Raw genomic sequence first — 22,714 nt, 5'->3', positions numbered from 1 at the left:
CCCCATGCGCGCTGCGCTGCTCCACACCGTAGGAGACGACAAGCTCGACATCCGCGACGACGTCACGCTGGCTCCGGTCGGCCCGACGCAGGTGCGCGTGAAGATCAGGGCGACCGGCGTCTGCCACTCCGACCTGTCGGCGATGAGCGGCGTGGTGCCCCAGCCGGTGCCGCTGGTCCTGGGTCACGAGGGAGCGGGCGAGGTCGTCGAGGTGGGCGACCACGTCACCTCGGTCCAGCCCGGCGACCACGTCATCATCAACTGGCGGCCCTCCTGCCAGGAGTGCGCGCTGTGCGTGGGCGGCCAGCCGTACCTGTGCATGAAGTACATCGTCGAGTCCTTCACGACCGGCAACTTCAGGATCGGCGACACCATGGCGTACGGCATGGCCGGGTGCGGCACCTGGGCCGAGGAGATCGTCGTGCCGTGGCAGGGCGCCATCAAGGTCGACCCCTCCCTCCCGTGGGAGGCGGCCGCCCTGATCGGCTGCGGCATCACCACCGGCGTCGGCGCGGCCATCAACACCGCCCGCGTCAGGCCCGGCAGCACCGTCGCCGTCATCGGCTGCGGCGGCGTCGGTCTGTCGGTCATCCAGGGCGCGCGCATCTCAGGCGCCCGCACCATCCTCGCCGTCGACCCGCTCGCCGCCAAGCACGAGCTCGCGCTCAAGGTCGGCGCCACCCACGCCGTCACCCCCGACGACCTGCCGGGAGCCCTGCAGGAACTCACCGGCGGCGCGGGCTTCGACTACGGCTTCGAGGTGGTCGGCAAGTCCGCCACCATCCAGTCCGCCTGGCAGCTCACCCGCCAGGGCGGCGACGTGATCGTGGTCGGCGCGGGCGCCATGGACGACATGGTGCAGATCTCCGCGTTCAGCCTGCTGTTCGAGGGCAAGAACCTGCTCTCCTCGCTGTACGGCGAGGCGGACGTGCGGCACGACTTCCCGTACTTCGCCGAGCTGTACAAGGCGGGGCAGCTCGACCTCGACTCCATGATCAGCGCCCGCATCAAGCTGACCGACCTGAACGAGGCGGTCGCCGCCCTGCGCAGCGGCGAGGCCCTCCGCCAGATCGTCCTCATCGACTGACGGCGTCGTCCCCCGTCGGGGGCGCTACGCGCGGGAAGACGGCAGGCCGCCGGTGGCCCGTTCCGTCGTCAGGCCGTCCGGGTCTGGCGGCGGTAGCCGCCGGGGGCCATGCTGTACTCGCGCTTGAAGGCCTTCGCGAAGGCGAACTCCGAGCCGTATCCCGCCTGCGCGGCGACCGCGGCCAGCGGGGTGTCGGACTCACGCAGCAGCCGGGCCGCGGTCGTCATGCGCCAGCGGGTCAGATAGGCCATGGGCGGCTCCCCGACCAGCGCCGTGAACCGCCGGGCGAAGGCCGCGCGTGAGAGCCCTGCCCGCTCGGCCAGCGACTCGACGGTCCACGGGGCCGACGGGTTGTCATGGATGGCCGCCAGCGCCGGTGCGACAGCAGAGTCACCGAGCGCGGCGGCCCAGCCCTTCGCCGCCGCCGGGGGCTGGACCTCCAGCCAGGCCCGCAGGACGTAGAGCAGCAGCGAGTCGATCAGCGTGGGGACGATGCCGTCCGACCCGATCCGTGGGTTCTCCAGCTCCGCGCCGAGCAGTTGGACGGCGGCGCTCAACTCGGGGTGGTGACCGTGCCGCGTCCGCAGATGGATCACCTCGGGCAGCTGCCTTACCAGCGGATGCGGCCGCCCCTGGTCCAGGTGGTAGTTGCCGCACAACAGGCTGGTCAGCGCGCCGTCGCCACCCACCCTCACCGTGCCGATCGGCGAGCCTGGCTGGAACTGCTCGGGTCTTTCCACCTCGGCCGGTGTGGACGGATGGTCGGCGAGGATGTGGCCACGACCGTCGCGCAGGAAGACCACGTCCCCCGGGCTCAGCGCGATCGGCTCCACCTGGTCACCGGCGTCCTCCAGGGGCACCAGCCAGCACGTGCCGTACAGCACCACGTGGAAGCCGGCCCCGGCGACGGGCGGAAGCCGGAGGCCCCAGGGGGCGCGGCCGTCGGTGCGGACGGACGTCGGCCGCCCGGTCCGCATCGAGCTCAGAGCCTCGGTCAGGATGTCCACGCACTCACCCTACGATCAGGACGACCTTGCCCTGAACCTGCCCGGAACCGACCAGTTCGTGAGCCTTGCCCGCCTCTTCGAGCGGGAACGTCTCCTGGACGTGAGGCCGGATCCGTCCGGCGTCGATCAGCTCGGCGATCGCCTCCAGCGACGCGTAGTCAGGCTCGACCGACACCCCCGCGAAGTGCCGGCCCGCCGCCTCGGCCTCGGCCTCCAGCTCCCGGTTCCAGTGCTCCATGATGGTCACGAGCGTGCCGCCCCTTCGCAGCACGCTCAGCGAACGTGAGCCATGGGCGTTCGAGTCGAGGACGACGTCCAGATCACGCACCACGTCCGCGTAGTCGGTGACCCGGTAGTCGATCACCTCGTCCGCCCCGAGGCTCCGCACGAACTCATGCCGCGCCTCGCTCGCCAACGCGATCACGTGCGCCCCGCGTGCCTTGGCGATCTGCACCGCGAAGTGCCCGACGCCACCGGCGGCGCGGTGGATCAGCACCCGGTCGCCGGCCTTCACCCGAGCCGCGTCCACCAGCCCCTGCCAGGCCGTCAGCGCGGCCAGCGGCACAGCGGCGGCCTCCACGTGGCCGATCGAGGCGGGCTTACGAGCGACCTGCCTCGAGGGTGCGGCGACGTACTCGGCGTACCCTGTCGCGGCACGGGGGAAGAACGGCATGCCGAAGACCTCGTCGCCCACCTTGAACCGGGCGCCTGGACCGGCCTCCTCCACGACGCCGGAGATGTCCCACCCCACCCCGAAAGGGGGCTCGCCCAGCAGCGGATAGGCCCCCGACCTGACGGCGACGTCCACGGGGTTCACACCACTCGCCATGACTCTGATGAGCACCTCACCGCCGAGGGGCTCAGGCGGGGCGATGTCGACGGTCTCCAGGACCTCGGGGCCGCCAAAGGACTTCTGGACTACAGCACGCATGAGAGCTCTCCTTGTCGTTCAGGTTGACGCCCCCAACGTTAGGGAGGTCCGATGAGCGGCGTAATGGCCTGCAGTCTTGGAAACATGTCCGATCGTCTTCCAACCGGACGCTCTCAGCCGCGACCGTTCGTACGTCCCCGCCGCCCTTCCCGCCCGCCCGTCCGGCCTGCCGCCGTCTCCTCGCGGCCCGGCAACCGGTCGCCGAGCCGGCACCCCTAGCCTGAGACCGCGGCGTCCACGGTCTCCGGTCATCCAGGCGAAGCCCGGCGGACGAGTTCGGACCGGCGCCGCACCCCTGAACACAGCACCCGCATCAGGGCGCGCGACCGACCTCGCGGCCGCCCCGGACCGAGAGGCGCGCCACGTGCACCCACCGACCGACGACCCGGCGCTCCCCCAGATGGTCCACGTCCCCGGTGGAGCCGTGGACCTTCGGGACGACCGACGCGGCACCCGCTGGCGGGTCGAGATCGCGCCCTTCCTGCTCGGCAGATATCCCGTGACGGCGAGCCTCCACCGCGCCGTGACAGGGGCGGACCCCACCCCCTCCACGAGCGCCGGCTCCCCCGTGACGAACGTCAGCTGGCTCGACGCGATCGACGCGTGCAACCGGCTCTCGGTGCTGTCCGGGCTGGACGAGGTCTACGCCGTCGACGCGCGCAGCGGGGAGGTGACCTGCGACTGGTCCTCCAACGGCTACCGCCTGCCGACCGAGGCGGAGTGGCAGTACGCCTGCAAGGCGGACACCACCGGCTACCGGTACGGGGAGATCGACGACATCGCCTGGTTCGCCGACAACTCGGATGGCCGCGTCCACGACGTCGGCGGCAAGGCGCCCAACCCGTGGGGGCTGTTCGACATGCTGGGCAACGTCTGGGAGTGGTGCTGGGACCTCTACGACGAGGAGGTCTACGGCTCCTACCGCATCTTCAGGGGTGGGAGCTGGGCCGAGCCCGCGCGGGGCTGCGGAGCCTCCGTACGCCGCCGCAGTCACCCCACGTTCGCCATCGACGACCTCGGCTTCCGGCTCGCTCGAACCATGTGACACGCAGCATGTGACACGGAGCATGTGACTCGAAGCATCGATGAGCCCCTGCGCCTCCCGCCACGCCGGGTGGAGGGCGTCCGACGGCCACGTGGCGGCTTAGGCTCAGATCCAGCGGCGCGCTCACGCGAGGTCTGCTCCATACGCCGCCGTGCAGCTTCATGCACGATCGCTGCATGTTGTTCGCTTCATTACGGTCTGCCCCTCCGACATCCTTCAGTTCCGAAGGCACGATCGAAGGAGTTGTCCGTGGGGACCCTTGACGACCGGTTTGAGATCATCGACACGTGCACGCGGATGGCATGGCACGCCGACCAGCGTGAGTGGCAGAGCCTGGCCTCGGTCTTCGCCGAGAAGGTGACGCTCGACTACACCAGCCTCAACGGCGGCGAAGCCGTGACGCTCACTCCTGACCAGATCGTGGGCGCCTGGTCGCAGCTGCTCGGGGCCTTCGACGCCACGCAGCACCTGCTCGGCAACCACCTGGTCTCCTTCGGCGAGGGCACCGCGGTGTGCACCGCCTCCTTCCAGGCCACGCACCGGCTGGCCAACCCGTTCGGCTCGCCGCTGTGGACACTGGGCGGCACCTACCGCTTCGACCTCGTCCGCACCCAGGACGGCTGGCGGATCTCCGGAGTGGTGATGACCGCGACCTGGGCCGAAGGAAACAGGGACCTCATGAACCTGGCCGGTTCGCAATGAGACGCCGAACGGCCCTTCTCCTGGGCGGCGCCGCCGTCCTGGTGATCGCGGGTGGCGTGTCCATGGCGGCCGTCGACCGGCAGGGACCCGCCGCGCAGACCCTGGTCACCACCACCGCGCAGGCCCAGGCCGCGACCACCGCCCAACCCCAGGCCGCCACGACCGCGCAGGCGCCGGCCGACCTGGATCCCGCCGCCCGGCGCTACGTCGACGCGGTCGCCGCGGAGGACCTCGACGCCCTCGTCGCCTCCTTCACGCCGGACGCCGTCATCGTCGACGTCGGCCGGGAGATCCGCGGTCACGACGCCATCCGCCACTGGGCCGACACCGAGGTCATCGGCGGCCGCCTCACCGTGCTCGGCAACACGCCGAGACGGGGCGGCACCACCATGCTGGTCACCTTCGCCCCCGGCGGCACGGGCGGCTTCCGCGCCTCCTACAGCTTCGACATCTCCGGTGGCCTGATCACCAGGGCCACCCTCCAGTACGCCTGAATCGGCCAGTCATCGAAGGACTGCAATGACACATCGTGAAAAGGTCACCTTCTCCGGCCAGGAAGGGACGCTGACCGGCAACCTGTTCCTTCCCGGCGGTGCCGCTCCCGCGCCCGGCGTCGTCGTGGCAGGCACCTGGACCAGCGTCAAGGAGCTCATGGCCGACCGCTACGCCGAAAGGCTCGCCGAGCGTGGCTACGCGACGCTCTCGTTCGACTTCACCGGCTTCGGCGAGTCCGAGGGGCAGCCGCGCGACGTCGAGTCGCCCGCCAGGAAAGTGCGCGACATCCACGACGCCCTGACCTTCCTCGAGGGCCATCCGGCCGTCGACGGCGGCCGTCTCGGCGCGCTCGGGATCTGCGCGGCGGCGATGTACATGTCGGCCAACGCCGCCGACGACCCCCGGGTGAAGTCGCTCGCGCTGGTGGCCCCGTGGCTGCACGACGCCGCCATCTGCGAGAGCGCGTACGGCGGCGCCGAGGCCGTCGCCCAGAAGATCAAGGCGGGAGAGGAGGCGCGCGCGGCGTTCGAGGCGACGGGCGAGGTCGACTACGTCCCCGTGGTCAGCACGACCGACCCTCGGGCGGCGATGCCGTACGACATCGACTTCTATCTCAACCCCGAGCGCGGCGGGATCCCGGCCTGGCCCAACAGGTTCGCGGTCATGGCCTGGCGGGACTGGCTGACCTACGACTCCATCGTCCTCGCCCCGCGCATCACCCAGCCCACGCTGATCGTCCACAGCGAGGACGCGGCCATCCCTGAGGGGGCGCGCCGCTTCCACGGGGGTCTGGCGGGCGCCAAGAGCATCCTCTGGACACAGGGCACGCAGTTCGACTTCTACGACCAGGAACCCCAGGTGACGCTGGCGGCCGACACGACGGCCTCCCACTTCGCCGCCACTCTGCGCTGAGCTGCGGCACCCGCACGGCGCCGAGCCATCCGGCGGCTCGGGGTCAGCTCCGGCGCCGCGCCCGAATCTCGCGGAAAAGGGCGATCTCCGCGCCATGGTGGAGCGCCTCGCGGGTGATGTGCAGGACGAGCCCGGCCGCCTCTCCCGTTCAGGACGAGGCGGCCGTGACCGCTCCGGCTACTCCGAGGAGAAGGCGGCGTCGAAGGCGGCGGTGGGCGGCGTGATGGCGTTCATCCTCCGGATGTAGTCGAGCGCCTCGGGAGCGCCGTCGAGCCTGTCCATGCCCGCGTCCTCCCACTCGATCGAGATGGGGCCCGTGTAGCCGATCGAGTTGAGCGCCCTGAAGCACTCCTCCCACGGCACGTCGCCGCGCCCCGTCGAGACGAAGTCCCAGCCGCGTCGCATGTCGGCCCACGCCAGGTGGGACGACAGGCGGCCGCGGCGGCCGTCGCCGACGCGCACGCGGGTGTCCTTGCAGTCGACGTGGTAGATCCGGTCGGCGAAGTCGAGGATGAACCCGACGGGGTCGAGGTCCTGCCACACCATGTGCGAGGGGTCCCAGTTGAGACCGAAGGCCGGACGGTGCCCGATCGCCTCCAGCGTCTTCTGGGTGGTCACGTAGTCGTAGGCGATCTCCGAGGGGTGGACCTCGTGCGCGAAGCGGACCCCCACCTCGTCGAAGACGTCGAGGATGGGGTTCCAGCGGTCGGCGAAGTCCTGGTAACCGGCCTCGATCATCGACGCGGGCACCGGCGGGAACATCGCCACCGTGTGCCAGATGGACGATCCCGTGAACCCGACGACGGTGTCGACGCCCAGCAGGGCAGCGGCGCGGGCGGTGTTCTTCAGCTCCTCGGCCGCCGCCTGCCGTACCGACTCGGGGTCGCCCGAGCCCCAGACGCGCGCGGGCAGGATCGCCTGGTGCCTGGCGTCGATGGGGTGGTCGCAGACGGCCTGCCCGACGAGGTGGTTGGAGATGGCCCACACCTTGAGACCGTGCTTGTCCAGCTGCGCCCTCTTGCCCTGGACGTAGGAGGGGTCGGAGACCGCCTGCTCGACGTCGAAGTGGTCGCCCCAGCAGGCGATCTCGAGGCCGTCGTAGCCCCATTCGGCCGCCAGCCTGCACACCTCGTCGAAGGGCAGGTCGGCCCACTGCCCGGTGAACAGCGTGATGGGTCTCATGCGATCTCCTTGTAACTGCCGGAGGCGGCGCTCTCCTCGACGGCCGCCAGCACCCGCTGCACCCTGAGGCCGTCGGCGAACGAGGGCGAAGGGTCGCTCCCCGTTCCGACGGCCTCCAGGAAGTCCTTGATCTCGTGCGTGAAGGTGTGCTCGTACCCGAGGCCGTGCCCCGGCGGCCACCACGCACCCACGTAGGGATGGTCGGGCTCGGTGACGAGCACCCGCCGAAAGCCCGAGTCGCCCGACGACACCCACAGCTCGTTCATGGCCTCGAAGTCGAAGGCCAGGCTGCCGAGCGAGCCGTTGATCTCCAGGCGCAGCGCGTTCTTGCGCCCGGTGGCGAACCTGGTGGCCTCGAAGGAGGCCAGCGCCCCCGCCGACATCCGCCCGATGAACAGCGCCGCGTCGTCGACGGTGACCGCCCCCTTCTCCGAGGTACGGCTGCCGCCGAGCCCCGAGGAGGCCGACGCCAGCGGCCGTTCCTTGACGAAGGTCTCGGTCAGCGCCGAGACGCCCACGATCGTCTGCCCCGTGACGAACTGGGCGGTGTCGATGATGTGCGCCCCGATGTCGCCGAGCGCCCCCGAGCCCGCCTTGTCCTTCTGCAGCCGCCACACCAGGGGGAAGTCGGGATCGACGATCCAGTCCTGCAGGTACTGCGCCCTGACGTGCCTGATCTGCCCGAGCTCGCCTGCCGCCACCATGCGCTGCGCCAGCGCGACGGCGGGCACGCGCCGGTAGTTGAAGGCGACCATCGACCTGCCCTGCGAGGCGGCTGCCGCCGCGACCATCGCCTCGGCCTCGGCCACGGTGTTGGCCAGCGGCTTCTCGCAGATGACGTGCTTGCCCGCCTGGAGCGCCGCGATCGCGATCTCGGCGTGGGAGTCGCCCGGCGTGCAGATGTCCACGATCTGCACGTCGTCGCGGTTGACCAGCTCCTTCCAGTCGGTCTCGACCGCGGCCCACCCCATCCTGGCCGCCGCGTCGGTGGCGGCCGAGAGCGACCTGCCGGACAGCGCCGCCATCACCGGCGTCACCGGAAGGTCGAAGAAGGCCGCCACGTTGCGCCAGGCCTGAGAGTGGACGCGTCCCATGAACGCGTAGCCCACCAGGCCGACGCCGATGGTCGTCTGTGTCATCAGGATTCGAACCCCAGAGGTAGATAGGTCTGCACGTTCTCCTTCGTGATGGTCTCCGAAGCGAGCGTGATCGACTGCGGAACCTGGTTCTCCACGAGGTCGCTCATGCCCTTTCCCTGGGCGATCAACCGTGCCAGCTTGATGGCCGAGGAGGCCATCGTCGGGCTGTAGGTGACGGTCGCCTCCAGCACCGAGCCGCCCGACTGGATCTCACGCATGGCGTTGGCCGAGCCGGCGCCGCCGACCATGAAGAACTCCTTGCGGCCCGCCTCGTTGATCGCGGCGAGCACGCCCACGCCCTGGTCGTCGTCGTGGTTCCACATGGCGTCGATCTTCTTGTGCGCCTGCAGCAGGTTGGCCGCGACCTTGTTGCCCGTCTCGACGGTGAACTGCGCGTCCTGCTTGGCCGTGACGCTGAAGCCGTAGGTCTTGAGCGCGTCGGCGAAGCCCTTGCTGCGGTCCTGGGTCAGCGGCAGCGTCGCGATGCCCTGGATCTCGACGATCACCGGGTTGGCCACGCCCTTGTCCTTGAGCTTCTTGCCGACGTAGTGGCCCGCGGCCACGCCCATGCCGTAGTTGTCGCCGCCGATCCAGGTCCTGTAGGCGAGCTTGTCGGGGAAGACCCTGTCGAGGTTGACCACGGGGATGCCCGCGGCGGTGGCCTGCAGCGCGATCTGGTTCAGCTGCTGGCCGTCGTTGGGCAGGATGACCAGCGCGTTCACCTTCGCCGCGATCAGCGACTCGACGGCCGAGATCTGCGCGTTGATGTCGTTGGTCGGCTCGACGGGCTTGAACTCCACGTCGGAGTACTGCTTCGCGGCGGCCTCGGCGTTCTTGGCGATGGCCGCGATCCAGCCGTGGTCGGCGGCGGGCGCGGAGAAGCCGATGACGACCTTCTCGCCCGGCTGGTCGTTGCCGCTGGCGGCAGGGGCGGGCGCGGGGGCCGAACCCTGCGCTGAAGGCTCGGCTGCGGGCTGGTTGCTGGTGCAGGCGGCGGTGGCCAGCAGGACGGCTCCGCCCACTCCGCCGGCAAGGAACCCTCTGCGCGCGACGTTCTCGCTCATGTTGCTCTCTCCTTGAGATTCCGCCGCTGGAGAAGGACGGCGACGACGATGATCAGGCCCTTGGCGACCAGCTGGTCGCTGGTGTTGAGCCCGTTGAGAATGAACAGGTTGGTGATCAGCGTGAAGATGAGCAGGCCGAGGATGGAGCCGATGATCGTGCCCCTTCCCCCTGTGAGCAGGGTGCCGCCGATGATGACCGCGGCGATCGCGTCCAGCTCGTAGAGGTCTCCATGGGTGGAGGAGCCCGTGGTGGTCCTCGCCATGATCAGGATGGCGGCGACCCCGCAGCAGAAGCCGGACAGGGCGTACAGCAGCATCGTGTGCCTGCGCACGTCGATCCCGGCGAGCCTCGCCGCCTCAGGGTTGCCGCCGACCGCGTAGGTGCGGCGGCCGAAGGTCGTGCGGTTGAGCACGATCCAGCCGACCGCGACCACCAGCGCGAAGATGTAGACCAGCAGCGGTATGCCGAGCACCCTGGTGGTCGACAGGGCGACGATCGCCTCGTTGCCCTGCTGGATGAGCTGGGTCTTGCGGTCCGACATCCGTTGCGCGAGGCCGCGCGCGGCGACCAGCATGGCGAGCGTGGCGATGAACGGCACCATCCGCCCGTAGGCGATCAGCAGGCCGTTGACCAGGCCCGCGCCGGTGCCGACGAGGATCGCGCAGACCGCCATGATGAAGGGGCCGAACGCCTGGGTGGCGAGCGTGGTCGCCCACACCGAGGCCAGCGCCATGATCGCGCCGACGGACAGGTCGATGCCACCACCGATGATCACGAAGGTCATGCCGACCGTGATCACGCCGATGGTGGCGGCCAGCGACAGGATGCTGACCAGGTTCGAGGCGGTGGCGAAGTTCTCAGGTACGGTCACCAGCCCGACGACGGCCAGCAGCACCAGAGCGATCACCAGCCCGAGATGCCTGGCCTCGCCGAAGCGCCGCCCTGTCAGCGAAAGGACCCCGTTCATCAGGCCGCACTACCTTCCATGATCATGTCCAGGACGGCGTGCTCGTCCAGGTCTGTGGCGGCGCCCTCGTGGATGACGCGGCCCTCGCGGATCACCAGCACCCTGTCGGCCAGGCCGAGCACCTCGGGCACCTCGCTGGAGACCAGCAGCACCCCGATCCCGTCGTCGGCCAGCTTCCTGATGACCGCGTAGAGCTCGGCCCTCGCGCCGACGTCCACCCCTCGGGTGGGTTCGTCGAGCAGGAGCAGCTTGCGCCCGTTCAGCAGCCATCTGGCCAGCACCGCCTTCTGCTGATTGCCGCCAGAGAGGGTCTTGATCGGCCGCTGCGGGTCGGGCGGCCTGATGTCGAGGGTCTCGACGAGCTGCCTGGCCTCGACGTCCTCGCGGGCCCTGTCGAGCCAGCCGAACCTGGCGTAGCGGCTGAGGCTGCCCAGCGTGATGTTGGCCGTCACGCTCTGGTCCAGCAGCAGCGCCTGGGCCTTGCGCTCCTCGGGAGCCAGGCCCATGCCGTGCCGTACCGCCTTGGTGGTGGACCTCGACACGGACGCGCCTTCCAGCAGGACCCGGCCTGAGGCGCGGCGCGCGCCGTACACCGCTTCGAGGATCTCGGACCTGCCCGAGCCGACCAGACCGGCCAGCCCGACGATCTCCCCCGCCCGCACCGCGAAGGAGATGTCGGTGAAGACGCCGGGGGCGGTGAGGTTCTCCACGCGCAGGACCTCCGCCCCCGGCGCGACGCCCGAGCGGGGAGGGAAGACGTACTCCACGTTGCGGCCGGTCATGAGCGAGACGACCTGCGAGGTGGGGGTGTCGCGGGCGGGCAGGCCGACCGCGACCGTCCTGCCGTCCTTGAGGACGGTGACCCTGTCGCCGATCTCCCTGATCTCCTCGAGGCGGTGGGAGATGTAGACGACGGCCACGTCCTGGGAGGTGAGCTCCCTGATGATGCGGAACAGGTTGGCCACCTCGTCGTGGGCCAGCGCCGCGGACGGCTCGTCCATAACGATCACGCGGGCCTCGTGGGAGAGGGCCCTGGCCATCGAGACCACCTGCTTGGCGGCCGGTGAGAGCCTGCCGACCTCGGTGGACGGCTTGATCTCCCCGTGCCCGAGCCTGGTGAGGATCTCGGTGGCGGTGCTCCTCAGCGCCCTGCGGCGGGTGAAGCCGAGGCGGGTCGGCTCGTGCCCGAGCAGGATGTTCTCGGCCACGCTGAGCCCGTCGACGAGGTCGAGCTCCTGGTACATGGTGGCCACGCCGAGCCTGATGGCGTCGACGGGACTGCTCGGCCTGATGGCCTCGCCGTTGAGTTCGATGGTCCCCTCGTCGGGCTGGTGGACGCCGGCGAGCACCTTGATGAGCGTGGACTTGCCCGCGCCGTTCTGGCCGAGCAGGCAGTGCACCTCGCCCGCGCGCACGTCGAGGTCCACCCCGTCCAACGCCCGTACGCCGGGGAACTGCTTGACGATGCCACTCATGATCAGCATGTGACGATCCGATTGATGTTGTCGGGAGCGAGGTAGTGCTCGATGGCCAGCGTCCCCGCGCCCAGCGCGGCGGCGTTGACCCCTGTACGGCTGGGCACGATGACCAGGTCGTGGGTGGCCAGCGGGAGCGAGCGCCGGTAGACGGTCTCGCGGACGCCCGCCAGGAGATGCTCGTGCACCCTGGCCAGCACCCCGCCGATCACGATGACCTCGGGGTTGAAGAAGTTGACCAGCCCTGCGAGCACCTCGCCGATGAGCCGGCCCGCCTCCCTGACCAGGCGGAGCGCCTGGGTGTTGCCGTTCTGGACGAGGGTGACCACGTCGGAGCCGGTCTCGGCGGAGAAGCCCAGGTCGGTGAGCCTGCGCGCGAGGGCCTCTCCTCCGGCCACCGCCTCCAGGCACGCGGTGTTGCCGCAGTGGCAGAAGGCCTGGTCGTGGCCGCTCACCCTGATGTGCCCGATGTCGCCCGCCGAGCCCTGCGCACCCCTGTGCAGCGCGCCGCCGGCGACGATCCCGCAGCCGATGCCGGTGCCCACCTTGACGAACAGCAGGTGCGCCACCTCGGGGAAGGCGTTCCTGTGCTCCCCCAGCGCCATCACGTTGACGTCGTTGTCGACCAGGATCATGGTGGTGAAGCGGTCGGGGATGGGGTAGCCGTTCCAGCCCGGCATGATCGGCGGATTGTTCGGCCTGCCGGTGGCGAACTCCACGGGCCCCGGCACGCCGAGCCCCATCGCCCTCAGCGCGGTCGGCGGACGGCCCGCGTCTTCGAGCAGCGCGTGGATGCGCCGCTCCACGTGGTCGAGGACGGTTTCGGGCCCCTCGGAGATGCGCATCGGGTCCTCGGCCGCTGCCAGGAGGCGCCCCGTGAGGTCCATGAGCGCGATCCTGCAGTGGGTCGCGCCCAGGTCGACGCCCGCCACCGCGTGGTCCTCGGCGTGCAGGCGCAGCTGCCGCGCCGGTCGGCCGCCCGTGGAGTCGCCGCCCTGGGTCTCCTCGACGAGCCCGCGCTCGATGAGCGCGTCGACCCGCTGGGAGATCGTGGACCTGGCCAGGCCAGTGATCCTCGCGAGGTCGGACCGTGTGGTGGCCGACCCGCTGCCGATCAGCGTCAGAACATCGCCCGGCGAGCCGGGGACGTCACCCGTCATGCCGCGACCATAAGAGCGTACTTATGCCGAAATCAAGAGATCATCGTTACGTAATTGGACTGATACGTGAGCCCCTTCGGACGATCATCGAACAAAGTGCGGTCCTGACCGGCACAACGAGCACGCCGGAGGCCGCCCACGCGGAGGCGGCCTCGCGGGGCTCCGTCAGAGCATGGCCTTCATCGAGTCGGCGGCCGACAGCACGTAGGGCTGCTCGGCCATGATCGAGTCCCAGTTGGCGGCGATCGTCTCGGGTGACAGGTCGTCGGTCTTCCAGCCGGGGCCCTCTGCCACGAACACCCTCGCCACCTTCCCGCCGCCGACGCTGAACACCTCGCCCGTGACCTCGCACGACTCGTGCGTCAGGAAGGCCACCAGCGCGCTGACGCGCTCGGCGGTGAACTTCGCCTCGAACTCGGCGGGAAGCAGCGCCTCGGTCATGCGAGTCCAGGCGATGGGCGCGATGGCGTTGGCCTTGATCCCGCTGCGCGCGCCCTCGATGGCCAGGGTCTTGGTCAGCCCGACCAGGCCCATCTTGGCCGTGGAGTAGTTCGCCTGGCCGAAGTTGCCGAACAGGCCGGCGGGCGAGGAGGTGTTGACGATCCTGCCGTAGCCCTGCTCCTTGAGATAGGGGTAGGCGGCCTGGCTGACCAGGTAGGACCCGCGTACGTGCACCGCGAGCACCGTGTCGAACTCCTCGACCGTCATCTTCCCGAACGACTTGTCGCGCAGGATGCCCGCGTTGTTGACGACGATGTCGACCTTGCCGAACGTGTCGACGGCGGAGCGCACGATGGCCTTGGCGCCCTCGGGGGTGGCGACGTTGTCGGTGTTCGCGACCGCCTGGCCGCCGTTCTTGGTGATCAGCTCGACGACCTCGGCCGCGGGGCCCGTCGACGCGCCCGTGCCGTCCAGCGCCCCGCCGAGGTCGTTGACCACGACCTGGGCGCCGCGCTCGGCCAGGAGATGCGCGTGCGAGCGACCGAGACCGTGCCCGGCGCCCGTGATGATGGCGACCTTTCCGTCGAACCGGAGCATGCGAACCCTCCACGCTAGGAGAACAACATTCTAGTAAGGGCACAATATCCCGATGATGCTGTTGCGGACAGTGATCAGTCGGACGGATTTCTGCTAGAGTTCTTGACCCCGCTAGGGCGGCGGTCAACGACGACACCCCTCCCTGTAACGGCCCCGCCCACCATCCGGGCTGGAGGCTCTGCATGCCCACACAGCCGCCCCTCCGCGTGGTCCAGTGGGCCACTGGCGCCGTCGGCCGCTACGCGTTGCGCAGCGTGCTCAGTAGAGCGGAGTTCGAGCTCGCGGGCGTCCTGGTCTACGACCCCGACAAGGTGGGCATGGACGCGGGCGAGCTGGTCGGCATGCCGCCCGCGGGCGTCTGCTGCACCGACGACGTCGAGCGGATCATGGCGCTCGACGCCGATTGCGTGCTGCACATGCCGCTGCCCGCCTCCTACTTCGGGCGCGACCAGACCTCCGACGTCGAGACGATCTGCGCGCTGCTCGCCTCGGGCAAGAACGTGATCACCACGACGGGCTTCGTCTACCCGCGCTCCTACGGCCCCGGCGTCGTCGAGCGGCTCGAACAGGCCTGCAAGAAGGGTGGCAGCTCCCTCCACGGCACCGGCATCAACCCCGGCTTCATGAGCGACTTCCTGCCCCTGGCGCTGACCGGGCTGTCGAGCAGGGTCGACCACATCTACGTGCGCGAGTCGTCCGACTTCCGCGGTCATCCCTCCAGGCAGATCGTGGTCGACCTGGTCGGCTTCACGCGCTCGGCCAAGGACTACACCGCGGCGATCAGGCCGTACAGGGCCTTCCAGCGTTCGCTCTTCGCCGAGAGCGTGCAGCTGGTGGCCGACGCCCTCGACGTGCGTCTCGACGAGGTGGAGGAGAGCGACGAGTTCGAACTGGCGACGGAGGAGTTCGAGATCTCGGCCGGGCTGGTGCGCGAGGGCACGGTCTGCGCCTCGCGCTGGGTCTTCTCAGGACTGGTGCGCGGACGCCCCTTCATGACCGTCGAGTGCGTCTACAAGGCCGACTCCACCAGGGTGCGACGCTGGCCCGATCCCGGCTTCGCCATCCACATCGAGGGCGTGCCGCAGATGACCGTGACCGTGGACGAGGTCTCGCACGGGCTGGCCGCGGCGGCCGCCCGCGCGGTCAACAACGTCCCGGCCCTGTGCGCGGCCCCTCCCGGCATCCGCACCATGCTCGACCTGCCCGTCGCCACCGGCCGTCACACCGTCACCCGCCACTGACCCCGGCGCCGAGCCCTCACGGATGGGGCTGGAAACGGCCGTAGCGGCCGTGATGGTAGAGCAGAGGGGCCGCGCGGGTGGTGGAGGCGGAGGTCACCAGGCCGACCACGAGGATGTGGTCGCCGATCGCCATCGTGGAGTGCGGCGCGCAGATCAGGTGGGCGGCGACGTCCTCCAGCAGCGGCGTCCCCGCGGGCCCCGGACGCCAGCGGGTGGGCTCGGCGAAGCGGTCGACGTCCTTGCGGGCGAAGCGCCCCGCCACGTCGTGCTGGTCGCCTGCCAGCACGTTGACGGCGAACGTGCCGGCCAGCCGCAGCCACGGCCAGGTGGCCGACGACTGGGCGACGTAGAAGGACACCAGCGGAGGGGCGAGGCTGACCGAGGAGAACGAGGTCGCGGTGAGCCCCACGGGGACGCCCCGCGAGTTGGCGGTGACGACCACGACGCCCGCCGCGTGTCTGGCCAGCGCGCTGCGGAAGCGCTCGCCGTCCACTCCTGTCTCGTCCGTGATCGTCATCGCAGGGCCTCCTCGCCCAGAGGGATCTGCGGGACGACGAGGTCAGCCCACGCCGCCAGGGCCGGCCCACCAGGAAGGTCGGACTCCAGCAGCGCGAGCCCCGGGGTCGGCACGGACGCGCCGAGTTCCAGCAGAAGCGGCCTGAAGTGGACCTCCACGGCGAGGGCGTGCCTGGGGTCGCCCATGACCAGCACGGGCAGCGCCGTCCTGCCCGCGAGCGCCCCGGGCGGGAGCCTGTCGAGGAAGGCCTTGAGCAGGCCGGTGTAGGTGGCCTTGTAGGTGGGGCTGGCGATGACCGCCAGGTGGGCCCCCCGCACCAGCTCCAGCGCCACTTCCAGGCCCGCGTGGGCTCTCGTGTCGAGGAGGACGGGCCCGAGGGCGGATAGGTCGACGACGTCTCTCTGACAGTCTTGGCCGAGTCTCGCGGCGACGGCCTCGGTGGCCGCGACCGCCGCTGCGAGAGTTCTGGATCCGGTTCTCGGGTTTCCGACGACGGTGACGATGTTCATCGCTCTCCTCTCGTCACCGACGCTACGCAGCCCCCCACTTAAAGTCAATTTTTCCTACTAGCTTTACATGGAATACCAAAGATCCGCCTCTCCAGGGGTCCTGCGCACCCGCCCCTTGGCCTCCAGCCAGGCCAGGTGGGCGAGGGTCTCGTTGTTTGCCGCGCGCCGCATGAACGGCTGGATCGACTCCCACGGCCGCGACCAGGTGAGCCTGGTGGCGATGTCCCAGCAGGTGATGCCGTCGTCCGCGCCGATCACTTCGGCGATCTCCTCGAGCCTGTCCTCGTGGTGGCCGATCACGTAGTCGACGCGCTCGGCCAGCTCCTTGAAGCGGTACTCGTGCGCGGGCAGCACCTCGTCCACCTCGAACTTGCGCACCGCGACCAGCGCCTCGAGATAGTCGGCCAGCGGGTTGGGCGTGGACTGCGGGTGCACGGCCACCATCGGAGTGATCTTGGCGAGCACGTGGTCGCCCGAGAACAGCACCCTGCGCGACTCCGAGAGGAAGCACAGGTGCCCTGGCGAGTGCCCCGGCGTCCACACCGCGCGCAGGTCCCAGCCCCGCAGGTCCAGGCGGTCGCCGTCCTCGACCAGGCGGTCGGGCCTGGCCATGGTCACCATGTGCCTGATCATCATCGACGCGCCCGCCAGGGTGTCGAGCACGGTCTGCGGCACGCCCGACCTGACAAGGAGCGCCTTCTCCTGCTCCACCAGCGTCTCGACGTAGTCGTCGTCGTACCGGTCGCGCAGCAGGCGGGCGTCGGCGGGATGGAGGGCGATCCACGCGCCCGAGACCTCCCTGACCCGCCCCGCGAGGCCGTAGTGGTCGGGGTGGATGTGGGTGACCAGCACGGCCCTGACGTCGGTGATCGAGTAACCCGCGACGGCCAGGCCCGTCACGAGCGCGTCGTAGGCCTCGTCGGTGTTCCACCCCGCGTCGACGATCGCCACCCCGTCAGGCAGTTCGAGGGCGTAGACGAGGACGTAACGCAGGGGGTTGATCGGAATGGGCACCGGGATGGACCACAGGCCCGGCCTGACCTTCTCGACCTCGGGGAGCGTTCCACCGAGCCAGGCGGCCCGCTGGGCCTCGTTCGCCGCCGTCACCACAAACTTCGACATTTCGCCATTGTTCCAGAACGATATTCTGTCGGCCTCACCGGCCGGAGCGCGCCCGCCTAGAATTGCGCGCGTGCTGCGCTGGGCCAGGCTCGCGACCCTGGCGACCTTGGGCATGACCGTGCTGACGAGCCTCGTCATGCCCGGCGTCGGCCTGCTGCGCGAGCCCGATCCCCTGCCGGTCGTCCTGGGCGCGCTCGGCATCGTCCTGTTCGCCGCCGCCCTGGCGGGCGTGCTGTACGCGGCGGTCACCCCTTCGGTGGACCCCGGTGTCCGGCGCCGCGTCTTCGCGGCCGCGACCATGGCCTCGATCCCGCTGGCGGGGCCGCTGGCCGTACCCGACTGGCAGACCTGGGCGTGGATCGGCGGCTCGGTCTTCGCGACCGCGCCGATGCTGACCACACGGCGGTGGCCCGCGCTCGCCGTCATGGCGGCGGCCACCGCCGCCTCGGCGGGCGTCGCGCTGTGGGCGGGCGACCAGGTCCGCCCGTATGTCGCGATCACGGTGATCCTCGGGCTGTCCACGCTCACGATCAGCGGCCTGCAGGTCTGGCTGTGGAACCTGCTGATCGAGGCGCAGGAGGGCCGCGCCGCCCAGGCCAGGCTGGCGGCTGTGGAGGAGCGGCTGCGCTTCGCGCGTGACGTGCACGACGTCCTGGGCCACGATCTCTCGGTGATCGCGCTCAAGGCCGAGCTGGCCGAACGGCTGGTCTCCCTCGCGCCGGACAAGGCCGCACAGGAGGCCGCCGACCTGCGCCGCGTGGCCGCCGACGCGCTCACGAACCTGCGCGCGGCCGTCCACGGCTATCGCGAGGTCGACCTGGCCGCCCAGCTCACCGCCGTCGCGCAGGTGCTGCGCTCCTCGGGCGTGCGCTGCACGGTCACGGGCCCCGACCGCGAGCTGCCGCGCGAGGTCGCCGTCCAGCTCGCCACGGTGCTGCGGGAGGCCACCACCAACATCCTCAGGCACAGTACGGCCGGCTGGTGCGAGATCGCGATCAGCGGCACCAGGATGACCGTGACCAACGACGGCGCAGGGCAGGCCGCCCCCGACCGCCACAGCTCGGGCCTGCACGGCCTGCGTGAACGCCTGGCCGAGGTCGGCGGCGCGCTGCGCACCTCGGTCGAGGGCGACGTGTTCCACCTGGAGGTGACGCTGTGATCAAGGTGCTGCTCGCCGACGACGAGGAGCTCATCAGGACGGCGCTGGCCGCGCTGCTCGGCCTGGAGCCCGACCTCGAGGTCGTCGCCCAGGCCGCCGACGGCAGAGCGGCCGTCGACGCCGCGCTGGCCCACAGGCCGGACGTGGCCGTGGTCGACCTGGAGATGCCCGCCCTCGACGGGCTGGAGGTCAGCGCCGCGCTGGCCGCCACGCTCCCTTCGTGCAAGGTGGTCATCCTCACCGGGTACGGCAAGCCGCCGCTGCTCAAGCGGGCCCTCGACGCGGGGGCGAAGGGCTTCCTGCCCAAGGGCTCCCCCGGCGGCGCGCTGGCCGAGGTGATCAGGCGCGTCCACGCGGGTGGGCGCTACGTCGATCCCGCGCTGGCCGCCGACGCGCTGACCGCGCCCGAGTGCCCGCTGACGCCGCGCGAGCTCGAGGTGCTGCGGCTGGCCGAGTCCGACACGCCGGTGGCGGTGATCGCCCGCCGTACCCACCTGTCGGGCGGGACCGTCCGCAACTACCTTGCGGCAGCGGTCGCCAAGCTCGGCGTCTCGAGCAGGGGCGAGGCGTTCAGGCTGGCCCGCGAGCACGGCTGGCTGTAGGAAAGACCTCCAGGCGAAGGCGCGTGAAAGTTTCATGGCCCGTTGACGGCCCGGCGGGCTGGCGACAGGCTGGGAGCGCTCCCACCCGTCCCTCCCGAGGAATGCGATGATGCGACATTGGGCTGCGGCCTTATCCCTGCTCACCGCGGTCGCGCTCGCCCCCGCCACGGCGCACGCCGACGAGGGCCCCGAGCAGATCGTCAACGGCACCTTCGAGACCGGGACCACCCCGTGGTGGAGCACGGCCAACACCAGCATCGCGGTGTCCGAAGGGCGGCTGTGCGCCGACATCCCCGGCGGTACCGCCAACCCCTGGGATGTGATCATCGGCCTCGACGGCGTGCCGCTCGTCGCGGGCGAGACCTACGCCTACAGGTACTCCGCCTCAGCCGGACCCGCCAGGGTCGCGAGGGCGTTGATCCAGCTCCCCGTCGACCCCTGGACGCAGTACCTGTCGGCCTCCCCCGCGCTCGGACCCGAGCCAGGGGCCCACCACCACGTCTTCACCGCGCCCGTGAGCCTGCCGAACGCCCAGGTGGCCTTCCAGCTCGGGGGCAGCGCCGACCCATGGAGGTTCTGCATGGACGACGTGTCACTCAAGGGCGGCGCCGACCCCGACGTCCACCAGCCCGACACAGGGCCCAGGGTTCGCGTCAACATGGTCGGATACCTCACCAAGGGCCCGAAGAACGCCACCGTGGTCACCGACCTGACCACGCCCTTCGCCTGGCAGCTCAGGAACGCAGGGGGCGACACGGTGGCCGAGGGCTCCAGCAGGCCGCGCGGCCTCGACGCCAGCTCGGCCCAGAACGTCCACTCCATCGACTTCGGCTCCTACGCCAGGCCCGGCCAGGGCTACACCCTGACCGCCGACGGCGAGACCAGCCGCCCCTTCGACATCGGCGACGACCTCTACGACGAGCTCCGCGTGGACGCGCTGAAGTTCTACTACACCCAGCGCAGCGGCATCGAGATCCGCGACGACCTGCGGCCCGGCTACGGCAGACCGGCGGGCCACCTGGACGTCGCGCCCAACAAGGGCGACACCGAGGTCCCCTACGGCGACGCCTACACCCTCGACGTGCGCGGCGGCTGGTACGACGCCGGCGACCACGGCAAGTACGTCGTCAACGGCGGCATCTCGGTCCACCAGCTCATGTCGGCCTACGAAAGGGACAAGACCGCCTTCGCCGACGGCCAGCTCACCATCCCGGAGAGCGGGAACGGGGTGCCCGACATCCTCGACGAGGCCAGGTGGGAGCTGGAGTTCCTGCTGTCCATGCAGGTGCCCGACGGCAGGCAGCAGGCGGGGATGGCGCATCACAAGATCCACGACGTCGCCTGGACCGGCCTGCCCCTGCTGCCCCATCTCGACCCGCAGCAGCGCACCCTGCACCCGCCGTCCACGGCCGCCACGCTCAACCTGGCCGCCACCGCCGCGCAGGCCGCACGGATCTTCGCCCCCTACGACGCGGCCTTCGCCGCCCGCGCCATGACCGCCGCGCGCAAGGCGTGGGCGGCGGCCGTGGCCAACCCCTCCGTCCTTGCCGATCCCGCCGACAACGTCGGCGGCGGACCGTACGACGACAAGGACGTCTCGGACGAGTTCTACTGGGCCGCCGCCGAGCTGTTCATCACGACGGGAGACAAGCCGTTCGCCGACTTCGTCATGGCCTCGCCGCATCACAGGGGCGATGTCTGGCTCGAGCGCGGCTTCGACTGGGGCCACACCGCCCAGCTCGGCCGCCTGCAGCTGGCGGCGGTGCCGAACGCGCTGCCCGACCGCGCCAGGGTGCGCGCGTCGGTGCTCAAGGGGGCCGACACCTACCTCGCCACGCTCAGGTCGCACCCGTACGGCGTGCCGTACGGGCCGCCCGACTACGACTGGGGCTCCAACAATCTGATCCTCAACAACATGGTCGTCATGGCCGTCGCCCACGACCTCAGCGGAAAGGAGAAGTACAGAGCGGGTGTGCGCGAGGGCATGGACTACGTCCTCGGCCGCAACGCGCTCAACCAGTCGTACGTCACCGGCTACGGCGAGGTCGCCGCCAAGAACCAGCACAGCCGCTGGTACGCCCGCCAGCTCGACGCCTCGCTGCCGAACCCGCCCCGGGGGACGCTGGCCGGGGGCCCCAACTCCGCCATCCAGGACCCCGTCGCCCAGCGGCTGCTGAAGGGGTGCGCGCCGCAGTTCTGCTACATCGACGACATCGAGTCGTGGTCGACCAACGAGCTGACCATCAACTGGAACTCCCCGCTGGCCTGGATCGCCTCGTTCCTCGCCGACAGAGGGAAGCGGGCCTCGTGCACGGTGTCGTACGCCGCGCACGGGCCCGCAGGGCAGATCAGGCTGACCAACACGGGAAAGAAGACCATCGAGGGCTGGAGCCTGCGCTGGTGGTTCCCCGACGGCCGGCGCGTGGCACGTGACTGGGGAGCGGAGTTCTCGCAGTCAGGTCCCGTGGTGACGGCCCGCGGCCCGGCCGTCAGACCGGGCAGGTCGGTGGTCTTCGGGTTCCTGAGCGACAGGGCGAAGGGCGCCTCCCCCGAGGTGTTCCTGCTCGACGGCGCCCGTTGCGCCTGAGGCCACGAAGCGGCGCGGGCCCTGCCTCCTCCAGGGCCCGCGCGTTGGTCCTACGCTGGTCACATGCTCGACGACATCACCGTTGACCCTGCGGTCATCGCGCTGCGGCCCGACTTCGCCGTCCTCGCCATCACCGCGCACGGGCTGCGCAACGGCCCCACCGACGACAGGTCACGCGGCTGGCTGGCCGAGGCGAGGCCGGTGCCGAACGACCACGAGAAGCTCGAGTCGTGGAGGGAGGCCTACCGGGCGTTCGGCGCGAAGCCGTCGCGCACCAGGCCCTCGGTGGACGCGCTCTCGCGCAGGCTGCCGCTTCCCGAGATCAACCAGGTCGTCGACGGCTACAACGCCATCAGCGTGAAGCACGTGCTGCCCATCGGCGGCGAGGACCTCACCCGCTACCAGGGCCCCGCGCGCCTGGTGCGGACCGTGGGCGACGAGCCGTCGGAGGAGGCGCTCGGCGTGCCCGAGCCCGGCGAGGTCGTCTGGCGCGACGACCTCGGCGTCACCTGCCGCAGGTGGAACTGGCGTCAGGTGGCGCGCACCAGGATCACGGAGGAGACCACGGACGCGCTGTTCCTCCTGGAGCGCCTCGAGCCGTTCTCGCTCGACGAGCTCAAGGTGGCCGGTGAGGAGCTGGCCGAACTGCTGTCGGAGATCACTCCTGGAGTGCGCATCGCGACGAGACTCATTGTTAGCGGGACGTAAAACCCCCGCCGAAGTGTTGATACCGAATGGTAACAATGACTGCACCCCCAGGATTGACTAGGGA

Annotated in this window: 22 protein-coding genes; 10 read left to right on the top strand and 12 right to left on the bottom strand. The window is 70.4% G+C overall.

The genetic code is table 11. From position 1 onward, the window contains the following. Window positions 1–4: 4 nt before the first annotated feature. Window positions 5–1,087: a Zn-dependent alcohol dehydrogenase gene (locus FHR33_RS32790; protein ID WP_183655998.1), complete on the top strand. Its 1,083-nt coding sequence runs from the start codon at window positions 5–7 to the stop codon at window positions 1,085–1,087. A gap of 68 nt (window positions 1,088–1,155) precedes the next feature. Here FHR33_RS32790 and FHR33_RS32785 read toward each other — a convergent pair whose 3' ends face one another. Together FHR33_RS32785 and FHR33_RS32780 are read right to left on the bottom strand one after the other, a co-directional pair. After that, window positions 1,156–2,094 (bottom strand): AraC family transcriptional regulator, encoded by a 939-nt coding sequence (locus FHR33_RS32785; RefSeq protein ID WP_183655996.1) that lies wholly within the window; start codon window positions 2,092–2,094, stop codon window positions 1,156–1,158. Window positions 2,095–2,098: 4 nt separating this feature from the next. Next, window positions 2,099–3,025, bottom strand: coding sequence for an NADP-dependent oxidoreductase (locus tag FHR33_RS32780; protein ID WP_183655994.1), 927 nt, complete (start codon window positions 3,023–3,025; stop codon window positions 2,099–2,101). 364 nt (window positions 3,026–3,389) lie between these two features. Here FHR33_RS32780 and FHR33_RS32775 point away from each other — a divergent pair, with 364 nt between their 5' ends. The 4 genes from FHR33_RS32775 (at window position 3,390) to FHR33_RS32760 (ending at window position 6,179) form a co-directional block, all read left to right on the top strand. Beyond that, complete coding sequence (locus FHR33_RS32775) at window positions 3,390–4,070, top strand: formylglycine-generating enzyme family protein (RefSeq protein WP_312895822.1); 681 nt, start codon at window positions 3,390–3,392, stop codon at window positions 4,068–4,070. Window positions 4,071–4,319: 249 nt separating this feature from the next. Continuing rightward, the gene (locus FHR33_RS32770; protein WP_221241350.1) at window positions 4,320–4,772 is read left to right on the top strand and encodes a nuclear transport factor 2 family protein; all 453 of its coding nucleotides are present in this window, start codon (window positions 4,320–4,322) and stop codon (window positions 4,770–4,772) included. Beyond that, complete coding sequence (locus tag FHR33_RS32765) at window positions 4,769–5,266, top strand: nuclear transport factor 2 family protein (RefSeq protein ID WP_183655990.1); 498 nt, start codon at window positions 4,769–4,771, stop codon at window positions 5,264–5,266. The genes FHR33_RS32770 and FHR33_RS32765 overlap by 4 nt, the downstream gene beginning before the upstream one ends. 25 nt (window positions 5,267–5,291) lie before the next feature. Then, window positions 5,292–6,179, top strand: a complete 888-nt coding sequence (locus FHR33_RS32760) for an alpha/beta hydrolase (protein ID WP_183655987.1) — start codon at window positions 5,292–5,294, stop codon at window positions 6,177–6,179. Between the two features lie 177 nt (window positions 6,180–6,356). Here FHR33_RS32760 and FHR33_RS32755 read toward each other — a convergent pair whose 3' ends face one another. From FHR33_RS32755 to FHR33_RS32725, 7 genes are all read right to left on the bottom strand, one after another. After that, the gene (locus tag FHR33_RS32755) at window positions 6,357–7,361 is read right to left on the bottom strand and encodes a sugar phosphate isomerase/epimerase family protein (RefSeq protein WP_183655985.1); all 1,005 of its coding nucleotides are present in this window, start codon (window positions 7,359–7,361) and stop codon (window positions 6,357–6,359) included. Next, complete coding sequence (locus FHR33_RS32750) at window positions 7,358–8,500, bottom strand: Gfo/Idh/MocA family protein (protein ID WP_183655983.1); 1,143 nt, start codon at window positions 8,498–8,500, stop codon at window positions 7,358–7,360. Before FHR33_RS32750 ends, FHR33_RS32755 begins: the two co-directional genes overlap by 4 nt. Then, window positions 8,500–9,564 (bottom strand): substrate-binding domain-containing protein, encoded by a 1,065-nt coding sequence (locus FHR33_RS32745; protein WP_183655981.1) that lies wholly within the window; start codon window positions 9,562–9,564, stop codon window positions 8,500–8,502. Before FHR33_RS32745 ends, FHR33_RS32750 begins: the two co-directional genes overlap by 1 nt. Beyond that, window positions 9,561–10,532: an ABC transporter permease gene (locus FHR33_RS32740; protein WP_183655978.1), complete on the bottom strand. Its 972-nt coding sequence runs from the start codon at window positions 10,530–10,532 to the stop codon at window positions 9,561–9,563. The genes FHR33_RS32745 and FHR33_RS32740 overlap by 4 nt, the downstream gene beginning before the upstream one ends. Next, on the bottom strand, window positions 10,532–12,016 hold the full coding sequence (locus FHR33_RS32735; RefSeq protein WP_183655975.1) for a sugar ABC transporter ATP-binding protein: 1,485 nt from the start codon (window positions 12,014–12,016) through the stop codon (window positions 10,532–10,534). Before FHR33_RS32735 ends, FHR33_RS32740 begins: the two co-directional genes overlap by 1 nt. Next, on the bottom strand, window positions 12,010–13,167 hold the full coding sequence (locus FHR33_RS32730; protein ID WP_183655972.1) for an ROK family transcriptional regulator: 1,158 nt from the start codon (window positions 13,165–13,167) through the stop codon (window positions 12,010–12,012). Before FHR33_RS32730 ends, FHR33_RS32735 begins: the two co-directional genes overlap by 7 nt. A gap of 165 nt (window positions 13,168–13,332) precedes the next feature. Then, window positions 13,333–14,205: an SDR family oxidoreductase gene (locus FHR33_RS32725; RefSeq protein ID WP_183655970.1), complete on the bottom strand. Its 873-nt coding sequence runs from the start codon at window positions 14,203–14,205 to the stop codon at window positions 13,333–13,335. Window positions 14,206–14,387: 182 nt separating this feature from the next. Between FHR33_RS32725 and FHR33_RS32720 the strand changes: the two genes are divergently transcribed. Then, window positions 14,388–15,446 carry an NAD(P)H-dependent amine dehydrogenase family protein gene (locus FHR33_RS32720; protein WP_183655967.1) on the top strand — a complete coding sequence of 353 codons (1,059 nt, stop codon included), beginning with the start codon at window positions 14,388–14,390 and terminating at the stop codon, window positions 15,444–15,446. A 16-nt stretch (window positions 15,447–15,462) separates the two neighbouring features. On the opposite strand, the gene FHR33_RS32715 is transcribed toward FHR33_RS32720, so the two are convergent. The 3 genes from FHR33_RS32715 to FHR33_RS32705 form a co-directional block, all read right to left on the bottom strand. Next, on the bottom strand, window positions 15,463–15,963 hold the full coding sequence (locus FHR33_RS32715) for a flavin reductase family protein (RefSeq protein WP_183655963.1): 501 nt from the start codon (window positions 15,961–15,963) through the stop codon (window positions 15,463–15,465). Continuing rightward, window positions 15,960–16,472 carry an NADPH-dependent FMN reductase gene (locus FHR33_RS32710; RefSeq protein WP_183655961.1) on the bottom strand — a complete coding sequence of 171 codons (513 nt, stop codon included), beginning with the start codon at window positions 16,470–16,472 and terminating at the stop codon, window positions 15,960–15,962. The genes FHR33_RS32715 and FHR33_RS32710 overlap by 4 nt, the downstream gene beginning before the upstream one ends. A 63-nt stretch (window positions 16,473–16,535) precedes the next feature. Next, the gene (locus FHR33_RS32705) at window positions 16,536–17,594 is read right to left on the bottom strand and encodes an MBL fold metallo-hydrolase (protein ID WP_183655959.1); all 1,059 of its coding nucleotides are present in this window, start codon (window positions 17,592–17,594) and stop codon (window positions 16,536–16,538) included. Window positions 17,595–17,664: 70 nt separating this feature from the next. Between FHR33_RS32705 and FHR33_RS32700 the strand changes: the two genes are divergently transcribed. The 4 genes from FHR33_RS32700 (at window position 17,665) to FHR33_RS32685 (ending at window position 22,650) form a co-directional block, all read left to right on the top strand. Continuing rightward, entirely contained in the window at window positions 17,665–18,753 is a 1,089-nt protein-coding gene (locus FHR33_RS32700; protein WP_221241349.1) for a sensor histidine kinase, read from the top strand. Then, complete coding sequence (locus FHR33_RS32695) at window positions 18,750–19,355, top strand: response regulator transcription factor (RefSeq protein ID WP_183655957.1); 606 nt, start codon at window positions 18,750–18,752, stop codon at window positions 19,353–19,355. The genes FHR33_RS32700 and FHR33_RS32695 overlap by 4 nt, the downstream gene beginning before the upstream one ends. 106 nt (window positions 19,356–19,461) lie before the next feature. After that, window positions 19,462–21,942 (top strand): glycoside hydrolase family 9 protein, encoded by a 2,481-nt coding sequence (locus FHR33_RS32690; protein ID WP_312895821.1) that lies wholly within the window; start codon window positions 19,462–19,464, stop codon window positions 21,940–21,942. A 63-nt stretch (window positions 21,943–22,005) separates the two neighbouring features. Next, window positions 22,006–22,650 carry a B3/B4 domain-containing protein gene (locus tag FHR33_RS32685; protein ID WP_183655955.1) on the top strand — a complete coding sequence of 215 codons (645 nt, stop codon included), beginning with the start codon at window positions 22,006–22,008 and terminating at the stop codon, window positions 22,648–22,650. Window positions 22,651–22,714 lie beyond the last annotated feature (64 nt).

The sequence above is a fragment of the Nonomuraea dietziae genome, from assembly GCF_014195505.1.
Taxonomy (GTDB): Bacteria; Actinomycetota; Actinomycetes; order Streptosporangiales; family Streptosporangiaceae; genus Nonomuraea; species Nonomuraea roseola.
The sequence above is the reverse complement of the archived record's forward strand: the minus strand, read 5'-3'. Positions and strand labels throughout refer to the sequence as shown.

Excerpts from the sequence above, each read along its gene's own strand:
- FHR33_RS32790 (WP_183655998.1), top strand. The coding sequence starts at position 5 with ATGCGCGCTGCGCTGCTCCACACCGTAGGAGACGACAAGCTCGACATC.
- FHR33_RS32780 (WP_183655994.1), bottom strand. The coding sequence starts at position 3,025 with ATGCGTGCTGTAGTCCAGAAGTCCTTTGGCGGCCCCGAGGTCCTGGAG.
- FHR33_RS32765 (WP_183655990.1), top strand. The coding sequence starts at position 4,769 with ATGAGACGCCGAACGGCCCTTCTCCTGGGCGGCGCCGCCGTCCTGGTG.
- FHR33_RS32760 (WP_183655987.1), top strand. The coding sequence starts at position 5,292 with ATGACACATCGTGAAAAGGTCACCTTCTCCGGCCAGGAAGGGACGCTG.
- FHR33_RS32755 (WP_183655985.1), bottom strand. The coding sequence starts at position 7,361 with ATGAGACCCATCACGCTGTTCACCGGGCAGTGGGCCGACCTGCCCTTC.
- FHR33_RS32750 (WP_183655983.1), bottom strand. The coding sequence starts at position 8,500 with ATGACACAGACGACCATCGGCGTCGGCCTGGTGGGCTACGCGTTCATG.
- FHR33_RS32745 (WP_183655981.1), bottom strand. The coding sequence starts at position 9,564 with ATGAGCGAGAACGTCGCGCGCAGAGGGTTCCTTGCCGGCGGAGTGGGC.
- FHR33_RS32740 (WP_183655978.1), bottom strand. The coding sequence starts at position 10,532 with ATGAACGGGGTCCTTTCGCTGACAGGGCGGCGCTTCGGCGAGGCCAGG.
- FHR33_RS32735 (WP_183655975.1), bottom strand. The coding sequence starts at position 12,016 with ATGCTGATCATGAGTGGCATCGTCAAGCAGTTCCCCGGCGTACGGGCG.
- FHR33_RS32730 (WP_183655972.1), bottom strand. The coding sequence starts at position 13,167 with ATGACGGGTGACGTCCCCGGCTCGCCGGGCGATGTTCTGACGCTGATC.
- FHR33_RS32725 (WP_183655970.1), bottom strand. The coding sequence starts at position 14,205 with ATGCTCCGGTTCGACGGAAAGGTCGCCATCATCACGGGCGCCGGGCAC.
- FHR33_RS32720 (WP_183655967.1), top strand. The coding sequence starts at position 14,388 with ATGCCCACACAGCCGCCCCTCCGCGTGGTCCAGTGGGCCACTGGCGCC.
- FHR33_RS32715 (WP_183655963.1), bottom strand. The coding sequence starts at position 15,963 with ATGACGATCACGGACGAGACAGGAGTGGACGGCGAGCGCTTCCGCAGC.
- FHR33_RS32710 (WP_183655961.1), bottom strand. The coding sequence starts at position 16,472 with ATGAACATCGTCACCGTCGTCGGAAACCCGAGAACCGGATCCAGAACT.
- FHR33_RS32705 (WP_183655959.1), bottom strand. The coding sequence starts at position 17,594 with ATGTCGAAGTTTGTGGTGACGGCGGCGAACGAGGCCCAGCGGGCCGCC.
- FHR33_RS32690 (WP_312895821.1), top strand. The coding sequence starts at position 19,462 with ATGATGCGACATTGGGCTGCGGCCTTATCCCTGCTCACCGCGGTCGCG.
- FHR33_RS32685 (WP_183655955.1), top strand. The coding sequence starts at position 22,006 with ATGCTCGACGACATCACCGTTGACCCTGCGGTCATCGCGCTGCGGCCC.